This is a genomic window from Cryobacterium sp. TMT1-2-2, assembly GCF_004403505.1.
Classification (GTDB): domain Bacteria; phylum Actinomycetota; class Actinomycetes; order Actinomycetales; family Microbacteriaceae; genus Cryobacterium; species Cryobacterium flavum.
In genome coordinates this window covers 123726-141985 of sequence record NZ_SOGS01000023.1, presented here as the reverse complement: position 1 = coordinate 141985, position 18260 = coordinate 123726, and the positions used below count along the sequence as shown (strand labels likewise).

At 65.9% G+C, this 18260-nt stretch carries 16 protein-coding genes; all 16 read left to right on the top strand.

The genetic code is table 11. The features are described from left to right. Complete coding sequence (folE, locus tag E3T35_RS13665; RefSeq protein ID WP_134379577.1) at window positions 1-570, top strand: GTP cyclohydrolase I FolE; 570 nt, start codon at window positions 1-3, stop codon at window positions 568-570. Next, window positions 567-1424, top strand: coding sequence for a dihydropteroate synthase (folP, locus tag E3T35_RS13660; RefSeq protein WP_134345564.1), 858 nt, complete (start codon window positions 567-569; stop codon window positions 1422-1424). Before folE ends, folP begins: the two co-directional genes overlap by 4 nt. After that, on the top strand, window positions 1417-1779 hold the full coding sequence (gene folB / locus E3T35_RS13655; protein WP_104087752.1) for a dihydroneopterin aldolase: 363 nt from the start codon (window positions 1417-1419) through the stop codon (window positions 1777-1779). Before folP ends, folB begins: the two co-directional genes overlap by 8 nt. Further along, window positions 1776-2309, top strand: a complete 534-nt coding sequence (folK, locus tag E3T35_RS13650) for a 2-amino-4-hydroxy-6-hydroxymethyldihydropteridine diphosphokinase (protein WP_134379575.1) — start codon at window positions 1776-1778, stop codon at window positions 2307-2309. The genes folB and folK overlap by 4 nt, the downstream gene beginning before the upstream one ends. Continuing rightward, on the top strand, window positions 2306-2788 hold the full coding sequence (locus E3T35_RS13645) for a DUF3180 domain-containing protein (protein WP_134379573.1): 483 nt from the start codon (window positions 2306-2308) through the stop codon (window positions 2786-2788). The genes folK and E3T35_RS13645 overlap by 4 nt, the downstream gene beginning before the upstream one ends. Beyond that, window positions 2781-3338, top strand: a complete 558-nt coding sequence (locus E3T35_RS13640) for a PH domain-containing protein (RefSeq protein ID WP_370449159.1) — start codon at window positions 2781-2783, stop codon at window positions 3336-3338. Before E3T35_RS13645 ends, E3T35_RS13640 begins: the two co-directional genes overlap by 8 nt. Continuing rightward, window positions 3335-5017, top strand: a complete 1683-nt coding sequence (locus tag E3T35_RS13635; protein ID WP_134379571.1) for a PH domain-containing protein — start codon at window positions 3335-3337, stop codon at window positions 5015-5017. The genes E3T35_RS13640 and E3T35_RS13635 overlap by 4 nt, the downstream gene beginning before the upstream one ends. Beyond that, the gene (locus E3T35_RS13630; protein WP_134379569.1) at window positions 5014-5775 is read left to right on the top strand and encodes a Rossmann-like and DUF2520 domain-containing protein; all 762 of its coding nucleotides are present in this window, start codon (window positions 5014-5016) and stop codon (window positions 5773-5775) included. The genes E3T35_RS13635 and E3T35_RS13630 overlap by 4 nt, the downstream gene beginning before the upstream one ends. Further along, on the top strand, window positions 5772-6644 hold the full coding sequence (gene panC, locus E3T35_RS13625) for a pantoate--beta-alanine ligase (protein ID WP_134345559.1): 873 nt from the start codon (window positions 5772-5774) through the stop codon (window positions 6642-6644). Before E3T35_RS13630 ends, panC begins: the two co-directional genes overlap by 4 nt. Window positions 6645-6694: 50 nt before the next feature. Then, a complete protein-coding gene (gene lysS / locus E3T35_RS13620) occupies window positions 6695-8221 on the top strand; it encodes a lysine--tRNA ligase (RefSeq protein ID WP_134379567.1) in 1527 nt (508 codons plus the stop codon). Next, a complete protein-coding gene (locus E3T35_RS19355) occupies window positions 8221-8364 on the top strand; it encodes a hypothetical protein (RefSeq protein WP_166789959.1) in 144 nt (47 codons plus the stop codon). The genes lysS and E3T35_RS19355 overlap by 1 nt, the downstream gene beginning before the upstream one ends. 26 nt (window positions 8365-8390) lie before the next feature. Continuing rightward, the gene (locus tag E3T35_RS13615; protein ID WP_092341782.1) at window positions 8391-8570 is read left to right on the top strand and encodes a hypothetical protein; all 180 of its coding nucleotides are present in this window, start codon (window positions 8391-8393) and stop codon (window positions 8568-8570) included. A 6-nt stretch (window positions 8571-8576) separates the two neighbouring features. Further along, window positions 8577-10040, top strand: a complete 1464-nt coding sequence (cls, locus tag E3T35_RS13610) for a cardiolipin synthase (protein WP_134379565.1) — start codon at window positions 8577-8579, stop codon at window positions 10038-10040. Window positions 10041-10142: 102 nt separating this feature from the next. Then, window positions 10143-12668, top strand: coding sequence for an ATP-dependent Clp protease ATP-binding subunit (locus E3T35_RS13605; protein ID WP_092341784.1), 2526 nt, complete (start codon window positions 10143-10145; stop codon window positions 12666-12668). A gap of 111 nt (window positions 12669-12779) precedes the next feature. Continuing rightward, a complete protein-coding gene (locus tag E3T35_RS13600; protein WP_092341785.1) occupies window positions 12780-13295 on the top strand; it encodes an amino-acid N-acetyltransferase in 516 nt (171 codons plus the stop codon). Window positions 13296-13546: 251 nt separating this feature from the next. Then, a complete protein-coding gene (locus tag E3T35_RS13595; protein ID WP_241988859.1) occupies window positions 13547-18232 on the top strand; it encodes an ExeM/NucH family extracellular endonuclease in 4686 nt (1561 codons plus the stop codon). Window positions 18233-18260 lie beyond the last annotated feature (28 nt).

Below are 18260 nucleotides of genomic sequence, written 5' to 3'. Positions count from 1 at the left end.
GTGGCAGTGGATAGGGCGCGCATCCAGGCGGCCGTCTTGGAGATCCTCGCTGCAATCGGCGACGATCCGGAGCGAGTGGGCCTGGAAAGCACCCCGCGACGGGTAGCGGATGCCTACGCCGAGTTCTTCGCCGGCCTCGACCAGAACCCGCAGGACCTGCTGGCGGACTTCGTTCCGGTCGGGGAAAGCACGGGCGAACTTGTGCTGCTGCGCGACATCGCCTTTCGTTCGATCTGCGAACACCACTTGCTGCCCTTCCTCGGCATCGCGCACGTGGCCTACCTGCCAGGGGACCGCGTCGTTGGGCTCGGCCGACTACCAGCCGTGGTCGAAACCATCGCAGCCAGGCCCCAGCTGCAGGAGCGGCTCACCGAAGAGATCGCCGATGCGCTGCAGACCGGCCTTGACCCGATCGGCGTTCTCGTCGTGCTCGACGCCGTGCACGGCTGCGTCGGCACCCGCGGCCCGCGGCAGAGCGCGAGCTCGACCGTGACCATGGCCTCCCGCGGCGCCCTGACCGATCCGACGGCTCGCGCCGAGATCATCGCGCTGATTGCGGCCGGCGGATGACGCTCATCATGGGCGTGCTCAACGTCACCCCCGATTCGTTCAGCGATGGCGGCCAGTGGGCGTCAACGGATGCCGCCATCGAGCACGGCCTGCTACTGCACGCCCAGGGCGCTGACCTGATCGACGTGGGCGGCGAGTCAACCCGGCCCGGCGCCACCCGGGTGTCGCCCGAGCAGGAACAGCGCCGGGTCATCCCCGTCGTCGCCGAGCTCGCCCGGCAGGGCCTCAAACTCAGCATCGACACGCTCAACGCCTCGACCGCCCGCGCAGCAGCGCAAGCCGGTGCGAGCGTCATCAACGACGTTTCCGGCGGACTCGCCGACCCCGGCATGGCCGCCGTCGCCGCCGACACCGGCCTCACCTATATCGCCATGCACTGGCGTGCCCACGCTCAGCAGATGGATACCCTCGACGACTACGGCGACGTCGTCACCGACGTTGTCGCGGAACTGAGCGCCCGCGTCGACGCGCTGACCGCCGCCGGAGTGGCCCGGGATCGAATCGTGCTCGACCCGGGCCTCGGATTCTCCAAGAAGACCGAACACAACTGGCAGCTCCTCCATCGGCTCGACGCCTTCGCCGCACTCGACCTCCCGGTCATGGTCGGGGCGTCCCGCAAACGCTTTCTCGCCAGCGTGCTGCCGGTCGGTGCCCCCGTCATCGAGCGAGACCTGGCCACCGCGGTGGTCAGCGTGTTGGCCGCCCAGGCCGGCGCCTGGGCGGTGCGGGTGCACGACGTCGCGGCGACCCGCACGGCCCTGAACGTACTGGCCAGTGTTCGGCGGTCGACGCCCTGCGTCACGGAGGAATTGCCGGGACCCGCGTCGAGTCCGTCACAATGGACCCATGACTGATTCGATCACCCTCACCGGCCTGCGGGTGAACGCCCACCACGGCGTCTACGACTTCGAGAAGGAAAACGGCCAGGACTTCGTCATCGACGTCACCGTCTGGCTCGATCTGGTGCGCGCAGCGGCGAGCGACGACGTGACCCAGACCATCCACTATGGCGAACTCGCCGAGGAGGTCACGGCCGCGGCCGCGCACAACCCGGTCGACCTCATCGAAACCGTCGCCGAGCGCATCGCGGGCGTCGTGCTGGCCCACCCGCCAGCCTTGCGCGTGCAGGTCACGGTGCACAAGCCGCAGGCCCCGATCTCCGTGCCGTTCACCGATGTGGCTGTGCAAATCACCCGGTCGCGGTCATGACCGGGTCAACGGCACGCGTCGTGCTCGCCCTCGGCAGTAATCTGGGCGACCGCGAGGCCACCCTGTCCGAGGCCGTGCGCGATCTGGCCGCCCTGCCCGGGGCCGCGCTCATGGCCGTCTCGCCCGCCTACGAATCGGCCGCGGTGAAACCGGGCGGCGTCGACGAGAGCGCGCCGCGCTACCTCAACGCGGTGCTGACCATCGACTACGCGGGCGACCCACACGGCCTGCTCGACGCCGTCAACGCCATCGAGGCGGAGCACGGCCGGGTACGCGCCGAACGCTGGGGCGACCGCACACTGGACATCGACCTCATCGTGTTCGGCGATCTGAGCGTCGACGACGACCGCCTGACCCTTCCGCATCCGCGTGCAGCGGAACGAGACTTCGTCCTCGCTCCCTGGCTCGACGTCGACTCCGCAGCCGTTATCCCGGGCCGCGGTCTGGTGCGCGACCTCCTGGCCGCGACCGGCAATACGGTGCACCGGGCAGCGGATGCCGCAGACCTCGCGCTGGGTGCCGGGCAATGAAGCGCTCCCACGCGACCGGGCTGCTCGCCGTTCTGCTGATCGGCCTCGTGATCGGCTTTCTGCTCGAGATCGCCTTCGCGGCCTCCGGTGCCCCGATCGTCGTTCCGCCGGTCACCCTGCCGCTGACTCTGATCCTGCTGGGTGCGGTGGTCGTCAGCCTGGCCTGGCAGGTGCGCCAGGGCAGCCATCGCAAGGCGCTGCGCCGCATCGACCCGTTCTGGGCGATGCGCGTGGCCGTGCTGTCGAAGGCGACCTCGCTGTCTTCGTCGCTGCTGCTCGGTGCCGCCCTCGGCATCGTGCTGTACATTCTCACCCGATCGGTCGTTCCGGCGGTCACGTCCTTGTGGCTCGCGATCGGTACGGCCATCGGGGCGGCCCTCATGCTCACGGCCGGCCTGGTGGCCGAACACTTCTGCACCCTGCCGCCCGACAATGACAGGAACGGCGACACCGACGAGTCTGGAGGTACCCGTGCCTGATCCTGACCTGACCGACGTGAACCTGCCGGCAGTGCTGCCTCCGACGGCTGACCTGCCCGAGCCGTCGAAACGCCTCGAACTGGCCGACGTGGGGGAGTGGAAGCGCGTCTCCCCGAAGTACGTGCTGGTCGAGATCGTCGGCACCATCGTGAACGCCGTCGTCGTCTGCGGCGGAGCGAGCCTGCTCTGGCTGCTGCTCGATGCGACCTGGGCAATGTGGGTTGGCATCGTGGTGCTCGTCCTGTCGATCATCAACCTCATCTTCGAACCCCGGCGCGTGCGCTCCATCGGCTACCTGCTGCGCGACGATGACCTGCTCTTTCGCCGCGGCATCCTCTTTCAACGCTTCGTCGCGGTGCCCTACGGGCGTATGCAGCTCATTGACATCACCCGCGGCCCGGTCGCCCGCTGGCTGGGCCTGGCCGATCTCAAGTTCGTGACCGCCGCGGCGACCGCCGGGGTATCTATTCCCGGCCTGGCCGAGGCCGACGCTGAAAGCCTGCGCGACCGGCTGGTGGAACTCGCGGAGAGCCGCCGGGCGGGGCTGTGACCGAGCCCGCCGCTGCGGTTCCGGCGCCCCTCGCAGCACCGCGCACCGACCTCACCGACGGTGAATGGCACCGCCTGCACCCGGCGACCCCGCTGCTGCGCGGCGGAATCTTCATGGTGGCCATCATCGGCTTCATCGTGGCCAACCTGCGCGAACGCCTCATCGATCTGTTCATCGGCGAAGAGAATTACGGTGGCGATCCGATCGACGAGATCTACCAGCGCGGGGCCACCGGCTGGGCGTTGCTCATCATCGCCGGCATTCTGCTGGTCATCCTCGTAGCCTTTTATTTGTCTTGGCGCATGCACACCTTTCGTGTGAACGGCGAAGTCGTCGAAGTGCGCAGCGGCCTCGTTTTTCGCAGTCACCGCAAGGCCCGCCTCGACCGGGTGCAGGGCGTCAACCTCGCCCGGCCGTTGATTCCCCGCCTGTTCGGTGCCGCCCGACTCGAAATCACCGTCGCCGGGCAAGATGGCAACGTGCAGCTCGCCTACCTCGGCTCGAAACTAGCGGATGACCTGCGCCGCGACATCCTGCACCTCGCCTCGGGCCTGCGCCAGGCCAGGCAGCCCGGCACGGCACCCGACGCACCCGACGCACCCGGTGCCCTCGCGGCCGCCGCACAGCCCCTGCCCGGCGACAGCGCCGCGCCACCGCTGATCGGCCCGCCCACCGCCCACTCCGCCCTCGGCGACTTCGCAACCGCGCGCTTCAACGAGTTTCGGGCGCCGGAACTGAACCCGGATGCCGCCCCACCGGAGTCGATCGTGCGCATTCCGCCGGGGCGGCTGATCGGGTCGGTCGTGCTGAGCGGCTTCACCGTCTTTCTCCTGCTGGCCGGTGTCGGCCTCATCATCAGCGTGATCGCCGGCAGCAGCGGCTGGGTGCTCGTAGCCGTGCTGCCCGGCCTCATCGGCAGCGCTGGATACTACTTCTCCCGCATCACCAAGACGTTGCGATTCAGCATCGCGGGCACCACCGACGGAGTGCGCGTCGGCTACGGGCTGCTCTCGACCAGCAGCCAGACCCTGCCGCCCGGGCGCATCCACGCCATCAAGGTGTCACAGCCCATTCTCTGGCGCCGTTTCGGATGGTGGCAGGTCAGCATCAACACCGCCGGGCAGACGTCCGGCCGCAGCAGTGGCGCGGTGACGAGCACCACCCTGCTGCCGGTCGGCACCCTCGCCGACGTCGAAAAAGTACTGCAACTGGCGCTTCCCGGGTTCGACACCGACGCCCACCGTGCCCTGGTCGAAAACGGCATGCTCGGCGGCCGCAAACGTGACGCCGGCCTCGCCGATTTTTACAGCAACGCCCCAGCGCGGGCCGTCTGGCTGCGCCCGTTCTCGTGGTGGCGCACCGGCTGGGCCGTCTCTGGCCCGGTGGCCCTGATACGTCGCGGCGTGCTGTCGCGCGACCTCATTCTGGTGCCCCTCGCACGCATGCAGGGAGTGCGCATCAGCCAGGGCGCCGTTCGGCGCCGACTGCGCCTCGCTTCGGCCGACTTGCACACGGTCGCCGGACCGGTCAGTGCCTCGCTCAGCGTCATCGACGTTGACGAAGCCCTCGTCTTGTTCGAGTGGATGTCGACGGGCGCGGTGCGATCGGCCCTCGCCGATACGAGTCACCACTGGAGTCGGACTGCGACTCCAGGGCCAGCCACGGAGGCCGCCGAATGAACGCCAAACCGGGACGCCTCGGCGTCGGAATCATCGGCGCCGGCCACGTCGGCCCCATTCTCGGAGCCGCCCTCGCTGGCGCCGGCCACGCCATCGTCGGCATCTCCGCGATCTCGCAGGCCAGTCGAGACCGCGCCGAAGCCATTCTGCCGCTCGTGCCGATTCTGCCCGTGCCCGAGGTCGTCGAACGCAGCGAACTGGTCATCATCGCCGTGCCCGACGCCCAGCTGGAAAGCCTCGTGCAGGGCCTCGCCGCGACCAACACCTGGCAGCCCGGCCAACTCGTGCTCCACACCTCCGCCCGCTACGGCACCGCGGTGCTCGCGCCCGCGCAGGCCGCCGGCGCGATTCCGCTCGCCATCCACCCAGCCATGGTCTTCACCGGAACGAGTCTCGACCTGGCCCGCCTCGCCGACAGCTACTTCGCCGTGACCGCGCCAGGTCCGGTGCTGCCGATCGGGCAGGCGCTCGTCGTGGAGATGGGCGGCGAACCGCTCATCGTCGCCGAGGCGGACCGCACCAGCTACGCCGAAGCCATCCAGATTGCCACCGTGTTCTCCACCTCGATCGTCGAGCAGGCCACCCGGCTGCTCGACGGAATCGGCCTCGAGCATCCGGGGGCTATTCTTGGTCCGCTGCTGCGCTCTGCGATGGAAAACGCCCTCGGGCGCACGAGCCCCGAACGACTGGACCTGGCCGGGTTCGACCAGATCGAGCAGCGACAGCATCCGTTTGATGACGACCGGGAGGTCGAATGAGTACCATCGAAGTTCTCAGCACCATTGCCGAACTGCACGACCGTCTGGGGCAGGCCCGCGACCGCGCGGCGCTGACCGGCGGAGACACGCGCACCGTGCTGGTGCCGACCATGGGGGCGCTGCACGCCGGACACCTCGCGCTGGTGCGGCGGGCACGCGCGCTCGCCGACATCGTGGTGGTATCGATCTTCGTGAACCCGCTGCAGTTCGGCGCTGGCGAAGACCTCGACAGCTACCCGCGCACCCTCGACGCCGACCTCGCTGCTCTGGCGGCCGAGAACGTCTCGTTTGTGTTCGCGCCGAGCGCCCGCGAGATGTATCCGGGCGGTGCCAGCGACACCCGGGTGACCACAGGCCCGGTCGGCTCGCTCTACGAGGGTGCCGCGCGCCCCGGCCACTTCGACGGCATGCTCACCGTCGTGGCAAAACTACTGAACATCGTCACACCGGATGCCGCGGTGTTCGGCCAAAAAGACGGCCAGCAGGCGTTTTTGGTGCAGCGGATGGTTGCCGATCTCAACGTGCGCACGGTCATCGAGGTCGTCGAGACCGTACGCGAACCGAGTGGTCTGGCCCTGTCGAGCCGCAACCGCTATCTCGACGACGCCGGGCACACGGCGGCGCAGGCCCTGTTCGCCGGGCTCAGCGCGGCGGTGGAGGCGGCGCCGGCCGGCCCGACTGCTGCCCTCGCGGCTGCGAATGCGCGCATTGGCTCCCAGTCGCTGGTTAAACTGGACTATCTCGTGATCGTGCACCCACTGACGCTGTTGACGGTGCCGGGCGACTATCGCGGGCCGGCCCGGATGCTCGTGGCCGCGCGGGTGGGCGCGACCCGGCTGATCGACAACGTGTCGCTCACCCTGGGGTGAGGGGCAGCATCCGCTTTATTGTGAACAGACAGCACCAACGAAAGAAGTATATGAGCCAGAATCCCACGCCCGCCGCGACCGACGACGAGGGCTTCTCCGACGCGGAGATGAACGAGCAGAAGGCCGTGCGCCTCGGCAAACGCGACCGCCTGAACGCTGCCGCCGCGAGCCCGGCCGGTGGTGCCTACCCGGTGTCGGTTCCGGTTACCCACACCATTCCGGCCGTGCGCGCCGAATTCGGCGACCTCGAAGCGGATGCCGTCACCGGCGTCACCGTGGGACTGGCCGGCCGCATCGTGCACCTGCGCAACACCGGCAAGCTCTGCTTCGCGAGCCTGCAGTCGGGTGACGGCACCCGGATCCAGGCCATGGTCTCCCTCGCCGCCGTCGGCGACGAGTCCCTCGCTGCCTGGAAGGAGCTGGTCGACCTCGGCGACCACCTGTTCGTTACCGGAGAGGTCATCTCGAGCCGCCGCGGCGAGCTGTCGATCATGGTGACCGACTGGCGGGTCGCTTCGAAGGCGCTGCTGCCGCTGCCCAACCTGCACAGTGAGCTCAGCGAAGAGACCCGGGTGCGCAGTCGCTACCTCGACCTGATCAGCCGCGAGCAGGCCCGTACCAACGTGCTCTCGCGCTCCAAAGCTGTCGCAAGCCTGCGTCGCACCTTCACTGACCGAGGCTTCATCGAGATCGAGACTCCGATGCTGCAGGTCATGCATGGCGGGGCATCCGCTCGCCCGTTCCAGACCCACAGCAACGCCTTCGACACCGAGCTGTTCCTGCGTATCGCACCCGAGCTGTTTTTGAAGCGGGCCGTGGTCGGTGGCATCGACCGCGTCTACGAGATCAACCGCAACTTTCGCAACGAGGGCGCGGACTCGACCCACTCACCCGAGTTCGCGATGCTCGAGGCCTATGAGGCCTACGGCGACTACAACTCCATCGCCGACCTCACCCAGAAGCTTATTCAGGATGCCGCGTTTGCTATTGCCGGATCATACGTGGTGACCTGGGCCGACGGTACCCTGTTCGACCTCGGCGGCGACTGGGACCGCATCGGCATGTACGACAGCCTGTCGGTGGCCGCAGGAATCACTATCACGCCAGCGACACCGCTCGCCGACCTCGTTGCGCTCGCCGCGCGCGAGGGCATCGAGATCGACCACCCCATCCACGGCAAGTACGTCGAGGAACTGTGGGAGCACTTCGTCAAGGGTTCACTCGTGCGCCCCACCTTCGTTATGGACTTTCCGATCGACACCAGCCCCCTTGTGCGTGGACATCGTTCGGTGGCCGGCGTCGTCGAGAAGTGGGACCTCTACGTGCGCGGCTTCGAACTGGCCACCGGCTACTCCGAGCTCGTCGACCCGGTCGTGCAGCGCGAACGCTTCATCGAACAGGCCAGCCTCGCCGCCGGCGGCGACCCGGAGGCTATGCGCCTTGACGAAGAATTTCTGCGCGCACTCGAATACGGCATGCCGCCGACCGGTGGCATGGGCATGGGCATCGACCGTATGCTGATGGCCCTGACCGGGCTCGGCATTCGCGAAACAATTCTCTTTCCACTGGTGAAGTAATGAACTATCTGCCCGACGACGAGTTGAAGCCGGACAAGGGTGGGCGCAAGCTGTCGATGAACCGCATCGCGCTCTGGGTGATCGTCGGCGGTGTCGGGGTGTATTACCTGGGCGCCGGCATGTTCGGCCTGCTCAGCAAGTAGGGCGCCTTTACGCGTAGTCTGGGGTTGTGATTGAGAACTTCTGGGGTAACGCGCTCTTTTCGGTCGTACCCACCATTGCGCTCGGCCTGGTCTTCTGGATGCTGATGCGCTCGATCCTGCGCGCCGACCGTACCGAACGCAAGGTGTACGCCCAAATCGAAGCCGAAGAACGCGCCAGGCTCGGTCTCGACAAACCGGCCACCTAAGTACCAATGTTCGGCATCGACGGCCTGACCATCACCGTTCTGCTGGCCCTGATCGCCGACTTCTCCGTTCGCGTGGTGGCCATCATCGTGGTCCCGCGCAATCGCCGCCCGATGTCGGGCATGGCCTGGCTGCTAACCATCTTTTTCATTCCGTACCTCGGTGTGCTGCTGTTTCTGATGATCGGCTACCGCACCCTGCCGAAGAAGCGCCGCCTGATGCAGGATGAAATCAACAAGTTCATCCTCGACAGCACCGAGGGTATGGAACTGGTGAGCCGCGAGCATCCGTGGCCGAGCTGGCTCGAATCGGTCGTCGAACTCAACCGCAACCTCGGGGCGATGCCGCTCGTCGGCGACAACACGGCCAGCCTGATCAACGAATACCAGGTGGCCTTCGACACCATGATCGCCGACATCAACCTGGCCAAGAAATATGTGCACGTCGAGTTTTATATCCTCTCGCTCGATCACACCACCGCGCCCTTCTTCGACGCCCTCGAAAACGCGCACAAACGCGGCGTCAGCGTGCGGGTGCTCCTGGACCACATTCAGTCGATGCGTAAGCCCGGCTTTCGCCATACCAAGAAACGGCTGACGGATGCCGGTATTCCGTGGCAGTTGATGCTGCCGGTGCAGCCGTTCAAGGGCAAATGGCAGCGGCCCGACCTGCGCAACCATCGCAAGCTGCTCATCGTCGACGGCCTGGTCGGATTCATGGGGTCGCAGAACATCATCGACCGCACCTACAACATGCGCAAAAACATTCGTCGCGGATTGATGTGGAAAGACTTCATGACGCGGCTGGAGGGCCCGATCGTGTCGGGACTCAACGCCATCTTCATCACCGACTGGTACAGCGAAACCAACGAACTGCTCACCCGCGACATCGAGCCGGTGCATCCGAGACCGGTAACGGATGCTCTCGACTGCCAGGTCGTGCCGAGCGGCCCCGGGTTCAAGGGCGAAAACAATCTGCGCCTGTTCCTCGCGCTGCTCTATTACGCGCAGGATCGCATCATCATCACGAGCCCGTATTTCGTGCCAGACGAATCCATCATGTATGCCATCACGACCGCCGTGCAGCGGGGGCTGCACGTGGAACTGTTCGTGTCGGAGATCGGCGACCAGGCCGTGGTGTATCACGCCCAGCGCTCCTACTACGAGGAGCTATTGACCGCTGGCGTGCACATCTACATGTACAAGGCGCCGTATATTCTGCACGCGAAGCACTTCACGATCGATGACGAGGTGGCGGTCGTCGGCTCCAGCAACATGGACCAGCGCTCGTTCAGCCTCAACATGGAGGTGTCGCTCATGGTGCGCGGCCGGTCGTTCGTGCGCAACCTGCGCGCCATGGAAGACGAGAACCGGCGCAACAGCCGCGAGCTCACTCTCGAGGAATGGCTCAAGCAGCCGCTGCGCTCCACCATCCTCGACAACCTCGCCCGCCTCACGTCCGCGGTGCAATAGGCAGCCCATAACGCCTACGGCGAACAAACGCCCGCGAGGCGCGCAGGCTGGTTATTCTCGATGTAACGGCACCAACTGCCCTGGCGCCAAGGGAGCGATCATATGTTTGAGAGATTTACCGACCGAGCTCGTCGCGTCGTCGTTTTGGCCCAGGAAGAGGCCAAGATGCTCAACCACAACTACATCGGTACCGAGCACATTTTGCTCGGGCTGATTCACGAGGGTGAAGGCGTCGCCGCGAAGGCCCTCGAGAGCCTCGGCATCTCGCTGGATGCCGTGCGCGAGCAGGTTCAGGACATCATCGGCCAGGGGCAGCAGCAGCCCACCGGCCACATCCCCTTCACGCCCCGTGCGAAGAAGGTTCTCGAGCTGAGCCTGCGCGAAGCGCTGCAGCTCGGCCACAACTACATCGGAACCGAGCACATTCTGCTCGGCCTCATTCGCGAGGGCGAGGGCGTCGCCGCCCAGGTTCTCGTGAAGCTCGGTGCCGACCTCAATCGAGTGCGCCAGCAGGTCATCCAGCTCCTCTCCGGTTACCAGGGCAAGGAGCAGGTGGCGGTCGGTGCCAACGAGCAGGCGGCCAACACGGCCGGCAGCCAGGTGCTCGACCAGTTCGGTCGCAACCTCACCCAGATGGCCCGCGATAACAAACTCGACCCGGTCATCGGGCGCGAGAAAGAGATCGAGCGGGTCATGCAGATCCTCTCGCGTCGCACCAAGAACAACCCTGTGCTGATCGGTGAGCCCGGCGTTGGCAAGACCGCGGTCGTCGAGGGCCTCGCCCAGGCCATCGTCAAGGGTGATGTGCCCGAGACCCTGAAGGACAAGCAGCTCTACTCGCTCGACCTCGGTTCGCTCATCGCCGGCAGCCGTTACCGCGGTGACTTCGAAGAGCGCCTGAAGAAGGTCACCAAGGAGATCCGCACCCGCGGCGACATCATCGTCTTCATTGACGAGATCCACACCCTGGTGGGTGCGGGAGCCGCCGAGGGCGCTATCGACGCAGCATCCATTTTGAAGCCGTTGCTCGCTCGCGGTGAGCTGCAGACCATCGGTGCGACCACCCTCGACGAGTACCGCAAGCACTTCGAGAAGGATGCCGCCCTCGAGCGCCGCTTCCAGCCGATCCAGGTGAACGAGCCGTCGCTGGCGCACACCATCAACATCCTCAAGGGACTGCGTGACCGCTACGAAGCGCACCACAAGGTGTCAATCACCGACGGTGCCCTCGTGGCCGCGGCGAACCTCGCCGACCGCTACGTCTCCGACCGGTTCCTGCCCGACAAGGCCATCGACCTGATCGATGAAGCCGGCGCCCGACTGCGCCTGTCGATCCTGTCGTCGCCGCCGGAGCTGCGCGAATTCGACGAGAAGATCGCCGTGGTGCGTGCCGCCAAGGAACTCGCCATCGAAGAGCAGGACTTCGAGAAGGCCGCCGGCCTGCGCGACGAGGAGAAGAACCTCCTCGGCGAGCGTCTGCGCCTCGAGAAGAAGTGGAAGTCCGGCGACGTCAAGACCACCGCGGTCGTCGACGAAGGCCTGATCGCCGAAGTGCTCGCTCAGGCCACCGGCATCCCGGTGTTCAAGCTCACCGAAGAAGAGTCCTCGCGGCTCGTCTTCATGGAGAAGGCACTGCACCAGCGCGTCATCGGTCAGGAAGAGGCCATCTCGGCCCTCGCCAAGACCATCCGTCGTACCCGTGCCGGCCTGAAGGACCCGAAGCGTCCCTCCGGTTCCTTCGTCTTCGCCGGCCCCACCGGCGTCGGCAAGACCGAGCTGGCCAAGGCGCTCGCCGAGTTCCTGTTCGACGACGAGGCCGCCATGATCTCGCTCGACATGAGTGAGTACGGCGAGAAGCACACCGTGTCGCGTCTGTTCGGTGCGCCTCCCGGATTCGTCGGCTTCGAAGAGGGCGGCCAGCTTACCGAGAAGGTGCGGCGCAAGCCGTTCTCCGTGGTGCTGTTCGACGAGATCGAGAAGGCCCACCCCGACATCTTCAACTCCCTGCTCCAGATTCTGGAAGAGGGCCGGTTGACGGATGGTCAGGGTCGCGTCGTCGACTTCAAGAACACCGTCATCATCATGACCACCAACCTTGGTACCAAGGACATCTCGGGCGGACCGGTCGGCTTCCAGCTGGAAGGCGACAGCACGACCGGGTACGAGCGCATGGCCGGCAAGGTGAAAGACGAGCTGAAGAAGCACTTCAAGCCCGAGTTCCTCAACCGCGTGGACGAGATCATCGTGTTCCCGCAGCTGACCAAGCCCGAGCTGCTGCAGATCGTCGACCTGTTCATCAAGCGCCTCGGCGTGCGTCTGCTCGACCGGGACATGACCGTCGAGGTCACCGTTCCGGCGAAGGAACACCTGATCGAGGTCGGTTTCGACCCGACGCTCGGTGCTCGCCCGCTGCGTCGCGCGATTCAGCGCGAGGTGGAGGACCGCCTGTCGGAGAAAATTCTGCAGGGCGAGCTCAACGCTGGCGATCACGTGCACGTCGACTACGTCAACGGCGAGTACATCTTCACCACGACGACCCGGGTTGACCCGGTCGGCGTCGGAGTGAACACGGCCGCCGCAGTGGGGACCGGTCCGGCCACTCCCGACCTGGCCATCACGAGCGACTAGTTCTACCTGCTCGCGAGAGCGCAAAAAGTGCCCCAATGGACGTCCATTAGGGCACTTTTTGCGCTCTCGCGGGAGAAACGGGGGTGGTGGGGCGGTCAATAGACTAGGGGAGTGAAATTGGAAACGAGATACACGGTGCGCCGTGCTCGCACCAGCGATGTGCCCGGCATCGAAGCGCTTGTCGAACCGCTCGTGCAGCAGCGCATTCTGCTCGGCAAGGACCGAGTCGTGTTCTATGAGGCCGTGCAGGAATTTCGCGTGGCCGTTGACTCGTCCGGCACACTGATCGGCTGCGGCGCACTGCACGTCATGTGGGAGGACCTCGGCGAAGTGCGCACTCTCGCCGTCGACGCCGAGTGGCTCGGAGCCGGGGTCGGCTACACCATGATGCAGCGCCTCGAAGCGGATGCCCGCGACCTCGGCCTCAGCCGCCTGTTCTGCCTCACCTTCGAGGTGGGTTTCTTTACCCGCAACGGGTTCAGTGACATGGGCACCGAGACCGTCGATCCGGCCGTCTATGCCGAGCTCGTGCGCTCGCCCGATGAGGGCGTCGCGGAGTTTCTCGACCTGGCCCGGGTGAAGCCGAACACGCTCGGCAACACCCGCATGGTGAAGCGCCTGAACTAGCGAATGTCGGCGCGATCGGCCCGATCACGGCTTAAAGCGCTGCTCATAGGAGCAAAATACGCGGAGTTTACCCCCCGGACACGGGCCGTCGCTAGGCTGCGAACTATTGCACCTGCCAACCGTGGGCCGGGGGAACTTCCGATAAGCACGACCCCGGGCGCAATGACACACGCATCATTCTATGAATGAGGAGATCCATGTCATCCGCCGATCATCGCCGTACCAGGCTGGTTTTCGCCACACTACTTGGGGTGAGCCTTACGGCCGCTCCGCTCATCGCTATGCCGGCCAGCGCCAACACCGCCGGCACCGGAGTCGTCATCAACGAGGCGTACCTGAACGGCGGCAGCTCGGGCGCGACCTACCTGAATAAGTTCGTCGAGCTCTACAACCCCAGCGACGCCGACGTGTCGCTCGACGGCACCTCCATTCAGTACCGCTCGGCCAGCGGCACGTCGAACCCCACCGGGGTCGTCGCCCTGACCGGCACTATTGCTGCCGGCGGCTATTACCTTGTGCAGGGCAGCTCGAATGCGGCAAACGGCGCAACCCTGCCCACAGCGGATGCCGCCTTCGGCACCTCCTTTGCCGCCGGCTCTGGCACGATCTTCTTCGCCAACCAGTCGACGGCACTGACGGCTCCGGCCACCGGCTCACTGACCGGCCAGACCGAGATCCTCGACCTGATCGGCTACGGCAGCTCGAACACTTTTGAAGGAACGGCCGCCACCGCGGCATCCGTCACCACATCGGTGAACCGCACCGGATCTGTCGATACGGACGTCAATGCCGCCGACTTCACTGCGTCGGCCCCGACGCCCACGAACGCCGCCGGCGACACTGGCACACCGGTCGAACCCGAGCCGGACCCCGACCCGACCCCGGCGCCCGACGAACTGACCGCGATCGACGCGATCCAGGGAACGACCGACACGAGCCCGCTCGCCGGAACCGTCGTCAAGACCTCGGGTGTCGTCACGGCCGCCTACCCGACCGGCGGCTTCGACGGGTTCTACCTGCAAACCGCAGCGACCGGCGGCGAGCTGGACTTCGCCAGCCACACTGCCTCGCACGGCGTGTTCGCCTACTCCAGCACGGCGACCGCCGACGTGAAGATCGGTGACCACGTTCAGGTCGTCGGCACCGTCGTGGAATTCTTTGGCATGACCGAGGTCACCTTCGGCACCGTCGACGACGTCACTCAGCTCTCCACCACAGACGTGGTCGCCCCGACCCCGGTCACTGTGGCGCTGCCGACCGGCGCAGAACAGCGCGAAACCCTCGAGGGTATGCTGCTTGCCCCGCAGGGCGACTTCACCGTCACCAACAACTACACGACCAACCAATACGCCGAAATTGGCCTCGCCGCTGGAACGACCCCACTAGTGAACCCGAGCGTCACGGCCCTGCCCGGCTCCGCCGAGTATCAGTCGGCCCTCGCCGAGAATGCCGGCCGAGCAGTCACCCTCGACGACGGCGCCACGACGAACTACCTGGCCGCAGCGAACCAGGGCAGCCCGGTTCCGTACCTGTCGACCAGTGCACCGGTGCGCATCGGCGCCGCGGTCTCCTTCCTCTCGCCGGTCATCTTCGACTTTCGCAACGACGCTTGGAAGTTCCAGCCGGTGACAGCCCTCGTATCGTCCAATGCAGCTACCGTACAGCCGGTGACCTTCGCCGACACCCGCACGAGCGCGCCGGAGAACGTGGGCGGCGACATCCGCTTGGCGAGTTTCAACGTGCTGAACTACTTCTCGACCACGGGGGACTCGCTCGACGGTTGCCGGTTCTACAACGACCGGGCCGGCGTTCCGACCACGGTGAGCAGCGGATGCGACGCCCGCGGCGCCGCCACCCAGCTCAGTTTCGAACGCCAGCAGGCCAAGATCGTCTCGGCGATCAATGCCCTCGATGCCGACGTGGTCTCGCTCGAGGAGATCGAGAACTCGGCCGCGTTCGGCAAGGACCGCGACGACGCCCTCGCCAACCTGACCGCAGCGCTCAACGCGGCGTCCGGCAGAGACGTCTGGGCGTTCGTGGCCTCGCCGGCCGCGCTTCCGGCCAGCGAGGACGTGATTCGCACCGCCTTCATCTACAAGCCCGCCGCTGTTGAAACGGTGGGGGAGTCGGTCATCCTCACCGAATCCGTCGCCTTCAATGGCCGCGCACGTGAACCACTCGCCCAGGCATTCCAGCTGGTCGGGGACGACGAGTCGAGCTTTCTCGCCATCGTGAACCACTTCAAGTCGAAGGGATCAGGCACCGGTGACGACGCCGATCAGGGTGACGGTCAGGGAGCATCCAACCCGACCCGCATCGAGCAGGCCAACGCGCTCGTAGCCTTCGCTGACCAGGTCAAGGCCGATTCCGGCATCGATCGGGTCTTTCTCACCGGCGATTTCAACGCTTACGACCTCGAAGACCCGATTCGGGTGCTGCTTGACGCCGGTTACATCAACCAGGGCGACAAGAGCGGCGAGTATACGTACGCCTACGGCGGCACTGTCGGCTCACTCGACCACGTCTTCGCCTCGCCCGAAGCGGCTGTCACGGTCAACGCCGTCGACGTCTGGAACATCAACTCGGTGGAATCGGTCGCGCTGGAGTACAGCAGGTACAACAACAACGTCACCGACTTCTACGTCGCCGACGCGTTCCGCTCGTCGGATCACGACCCGGTCGTGCTCGGACTAAACCTCGCCACGCCCACCGCTGTTGAGCTCAACCTGCTCAACGTCAATGATTTCCACGGACGCATCGACGCCAATACCGTCAAGTTCGCCGGAACCATTGAGCAGCTCCGGGCGGAATATGGCGACGCCAACTCGCTGTTCCTCTCGGACGGCGACAACATCGGCGCCTCGCTGTTCGCCTCAGCCTCGCAGAACGACCAGCCCACGATCGATGTGCTGAACGCACTCAACCTCGCGGCCTCTGGTGTGGGAAACCACGAGTTCGACCAGGGGTTTAGCGACCTCAGCGGTCGAGTGGCCGACACGGCGAACTTCGACTACCTCGGTGCCAACGTCTACAACGCGGGCACTGAAACTCCAGCCATGCGGGAGTACACCATCATCGACGTGGCCGGCGTGCAGGTCGGCGTTATCGGTGCCGTGACGGAAGAGACCCCGGCGCTTGTCTCGCCCAACGGCATCGCCAGCCTCAGCTTTGGTGACCCGGTCGCCGCGGTCAACCGCGTGGCCGCCCAGCTCACCGACGGCGACCCGTCGAACGGTGAAGCGGATGTTCTCATCGCCGAGTACCACGAGGGTGCCGGCGCGGGGATTCCCGATGGTGCCACGCTCGAGCAGGAGCTCACCGAAGGCGGAGCCTTCGCCGCAATCGTGAATGACACCTCGGCAGAGGTCGACGCGATCTTCACCGGGCACACGCACAAGCAGTACGCGTGGGACGCACAGGTTCCCGGGGCAGCTGACGGCGTGACGCGCCCGGTGCTGCAGACTGGCAGTTACGGAGAGAACATCGGCCAGGTCGTGCTCAGCTACGACATCGCCACCGGGGACACGACCACGGTCAAGAACCGGAACGTGGCCCGCTCCACCGCACCCGACGCCGACCTCGTGGCCGCGTACCCGCGCGCTGCCGAGGTTCAGACGATCACGAACGCCGCGCTGGCCGAGGCCGCGGTCCAGGGCAACGTGCCCGTCGGTTCGGTCACCGCTGACATCACTCGGGCCTGCACGGGCGGAGTTGCGCCCTGCGCCGAAGACCGCATGGCTCCCTCTACCATGGGCACGCTCGTGGCAAACTCGCTGCGCGCCTCCCTGGCCGACTCCACCATCGGCGGCGCCGAGATTGGCATCGTTAACCCCGGGGGGATGCGTGCTGACCTGTCTCTTGATCCCGACGGTGTCGTGACCTACGCCGAGGCAAATGCAGTACTGCCGTTCTTGAACAACCTCTGGACCACGAGCCTCACGGGCGCGCAGTTCAAAACCGTTCTCGAGCAGCAGTGGCAGACCAACGCCGACGGCACGATTCCGAGTCGTCCGTTCCTGCAGCTCGGCCTGAGCGACAACGTTAACTACACGTTCGACGCCGACCGTGGCGCTGGCGACCGCGTGACAGGCGTCTGGATCGATGGCACCCCGATCGACCCTGCGCAGTCATATCGCATCGGTTCGTTCAACTTTCTGCTCACCGGCGGCGACAACTTCCGCGAGTTCCTGAACGGCACCGATACCCGGGACTCCGGTCTCGTCGACCGGGACGCCTGGATCTCCTACATCCAGACGAACAGCCCGCTGTCGCCGTCGTTCAAGGCAAACCAGGCCTCGATCACCGGTGCCCCCACGGCGGCAGTCGACCCGGGTGACTCAGTCACTTTCACGGTCGGCCACCTCAACCTCACCTCGCTTGGCGCTCCGAAGAACACGCAGCTCGCGCTGCGCTGGTCGGGCACCGACGTGGGGACGGCATCCGTTGATTCGACGGGTACGGCCACCGTCAGCGTCACGGTGCCGGCGGATGCGGTAGAGAACAGCATGCTCGAGATGACCGCAGCGGAGTCGGGCACGATCGTGCGGCTCGCCGTGGCGGTTTCCGTGAGCGCCGAACCCGGCGATGCGCCTATCGCGGCTGGTGAGAAGGAGCTCACCAAGAAGCTCAAGAACGTGATCGACACTGACAAGAAGGCCTATCGGGCTGGTGACACGGTAGTTATTGAGGTTGGTGTCAAACACGCGGGTGAGTACGTGTCGGTGTGGGCCTACTCCAAGAAGAAAGCCGACGACCTGGGCGGCTGGCTGCTCGTGAGTGCCGAGGGTACCGTGAGCGTCACGCTCGCAGACAACCTCAAGAACGGCAAATACACAGTGTCCGCACAGAACGCGGACGGTGAGGTGATCGGCTGGACCGATGTGAAGGTCGACAAGGCCAAGAAAGCACCGAAGCCGCCCAAATACGGGCACCACTAAACAGCGGGCACCGGAGTGCCCGTTCGCA

Excerpts from the sequence above, each read along its gene's own strand:
- folP (WP_134345564.1), top strand. The coding sequence starts at position 567 with ATGACGCTCATCATGGGCGTGCTCAACGTCACCCCCGATTCGTTCAGC.
- folB (WP_104087752.1), top strand. The coding sequence starts at position 1,417 with ATGACTGATTCGATCACCCTCACCGGCCTGCGGGTGAACGCCCACCAC.
- folK (WP_134379575.1), top strand. The coding sequence starts at position 1,776 with ATGACCGGGTCAACGGCACGCGTCGTGCTCGCCCTCGGCAGTAATCTG.
- E3T35_RS13645 (WP_134379573.1), top strand. The coding sequence starts at position 2,306 with ATGAAGCGCTCCCACGCGACCGGGCTGCTCGCCGTTCTGCTGATCGGC.
- E3T35_RS13630 (WP_134379569.1), top strand. The coding sequence starts at position 5,014 with ATGAACGCCAAACCGGGACGCCTCGGCGTCGGAATCATCGGCGCCGGC.
- panC (WP_134345559.1), top strand. The coding sequence starts at position 5,772 with ATGAGTACCATCGAAGTTCTCAGCACCATTGCCGAACTGCACGACCGT.
- lysS (WP_134379567.1), top strand. The coding sequence starts at position 6,695 with ATGAGCCAGAATCCCACGCCCGCCGCGACCGACGACGAGGGCTTCTCC.
- E3T35_RS19355 (WP_166789959.1), top strand. The coding sequence starts at position 8,221 with ATGAACTATCTGCCCGACGACGAGTTGAAGCCGGACAAGGGTGGGCGC.
- cls (WP_134379565.1), top strand. The coding sequence starts at position 8,577 with ATGTTCGGCATCGACGGCCTGACCATCACCGTTCTGCTGGCCCTGATC.
- E3T35_RS13605 (WP_092341784.1), top strand. The coding sequence starts at position 10,143 with ATGTTTGAGAGATTTACCGACCGAGCTCGTCGCGTCGTCGTTTTGGCC.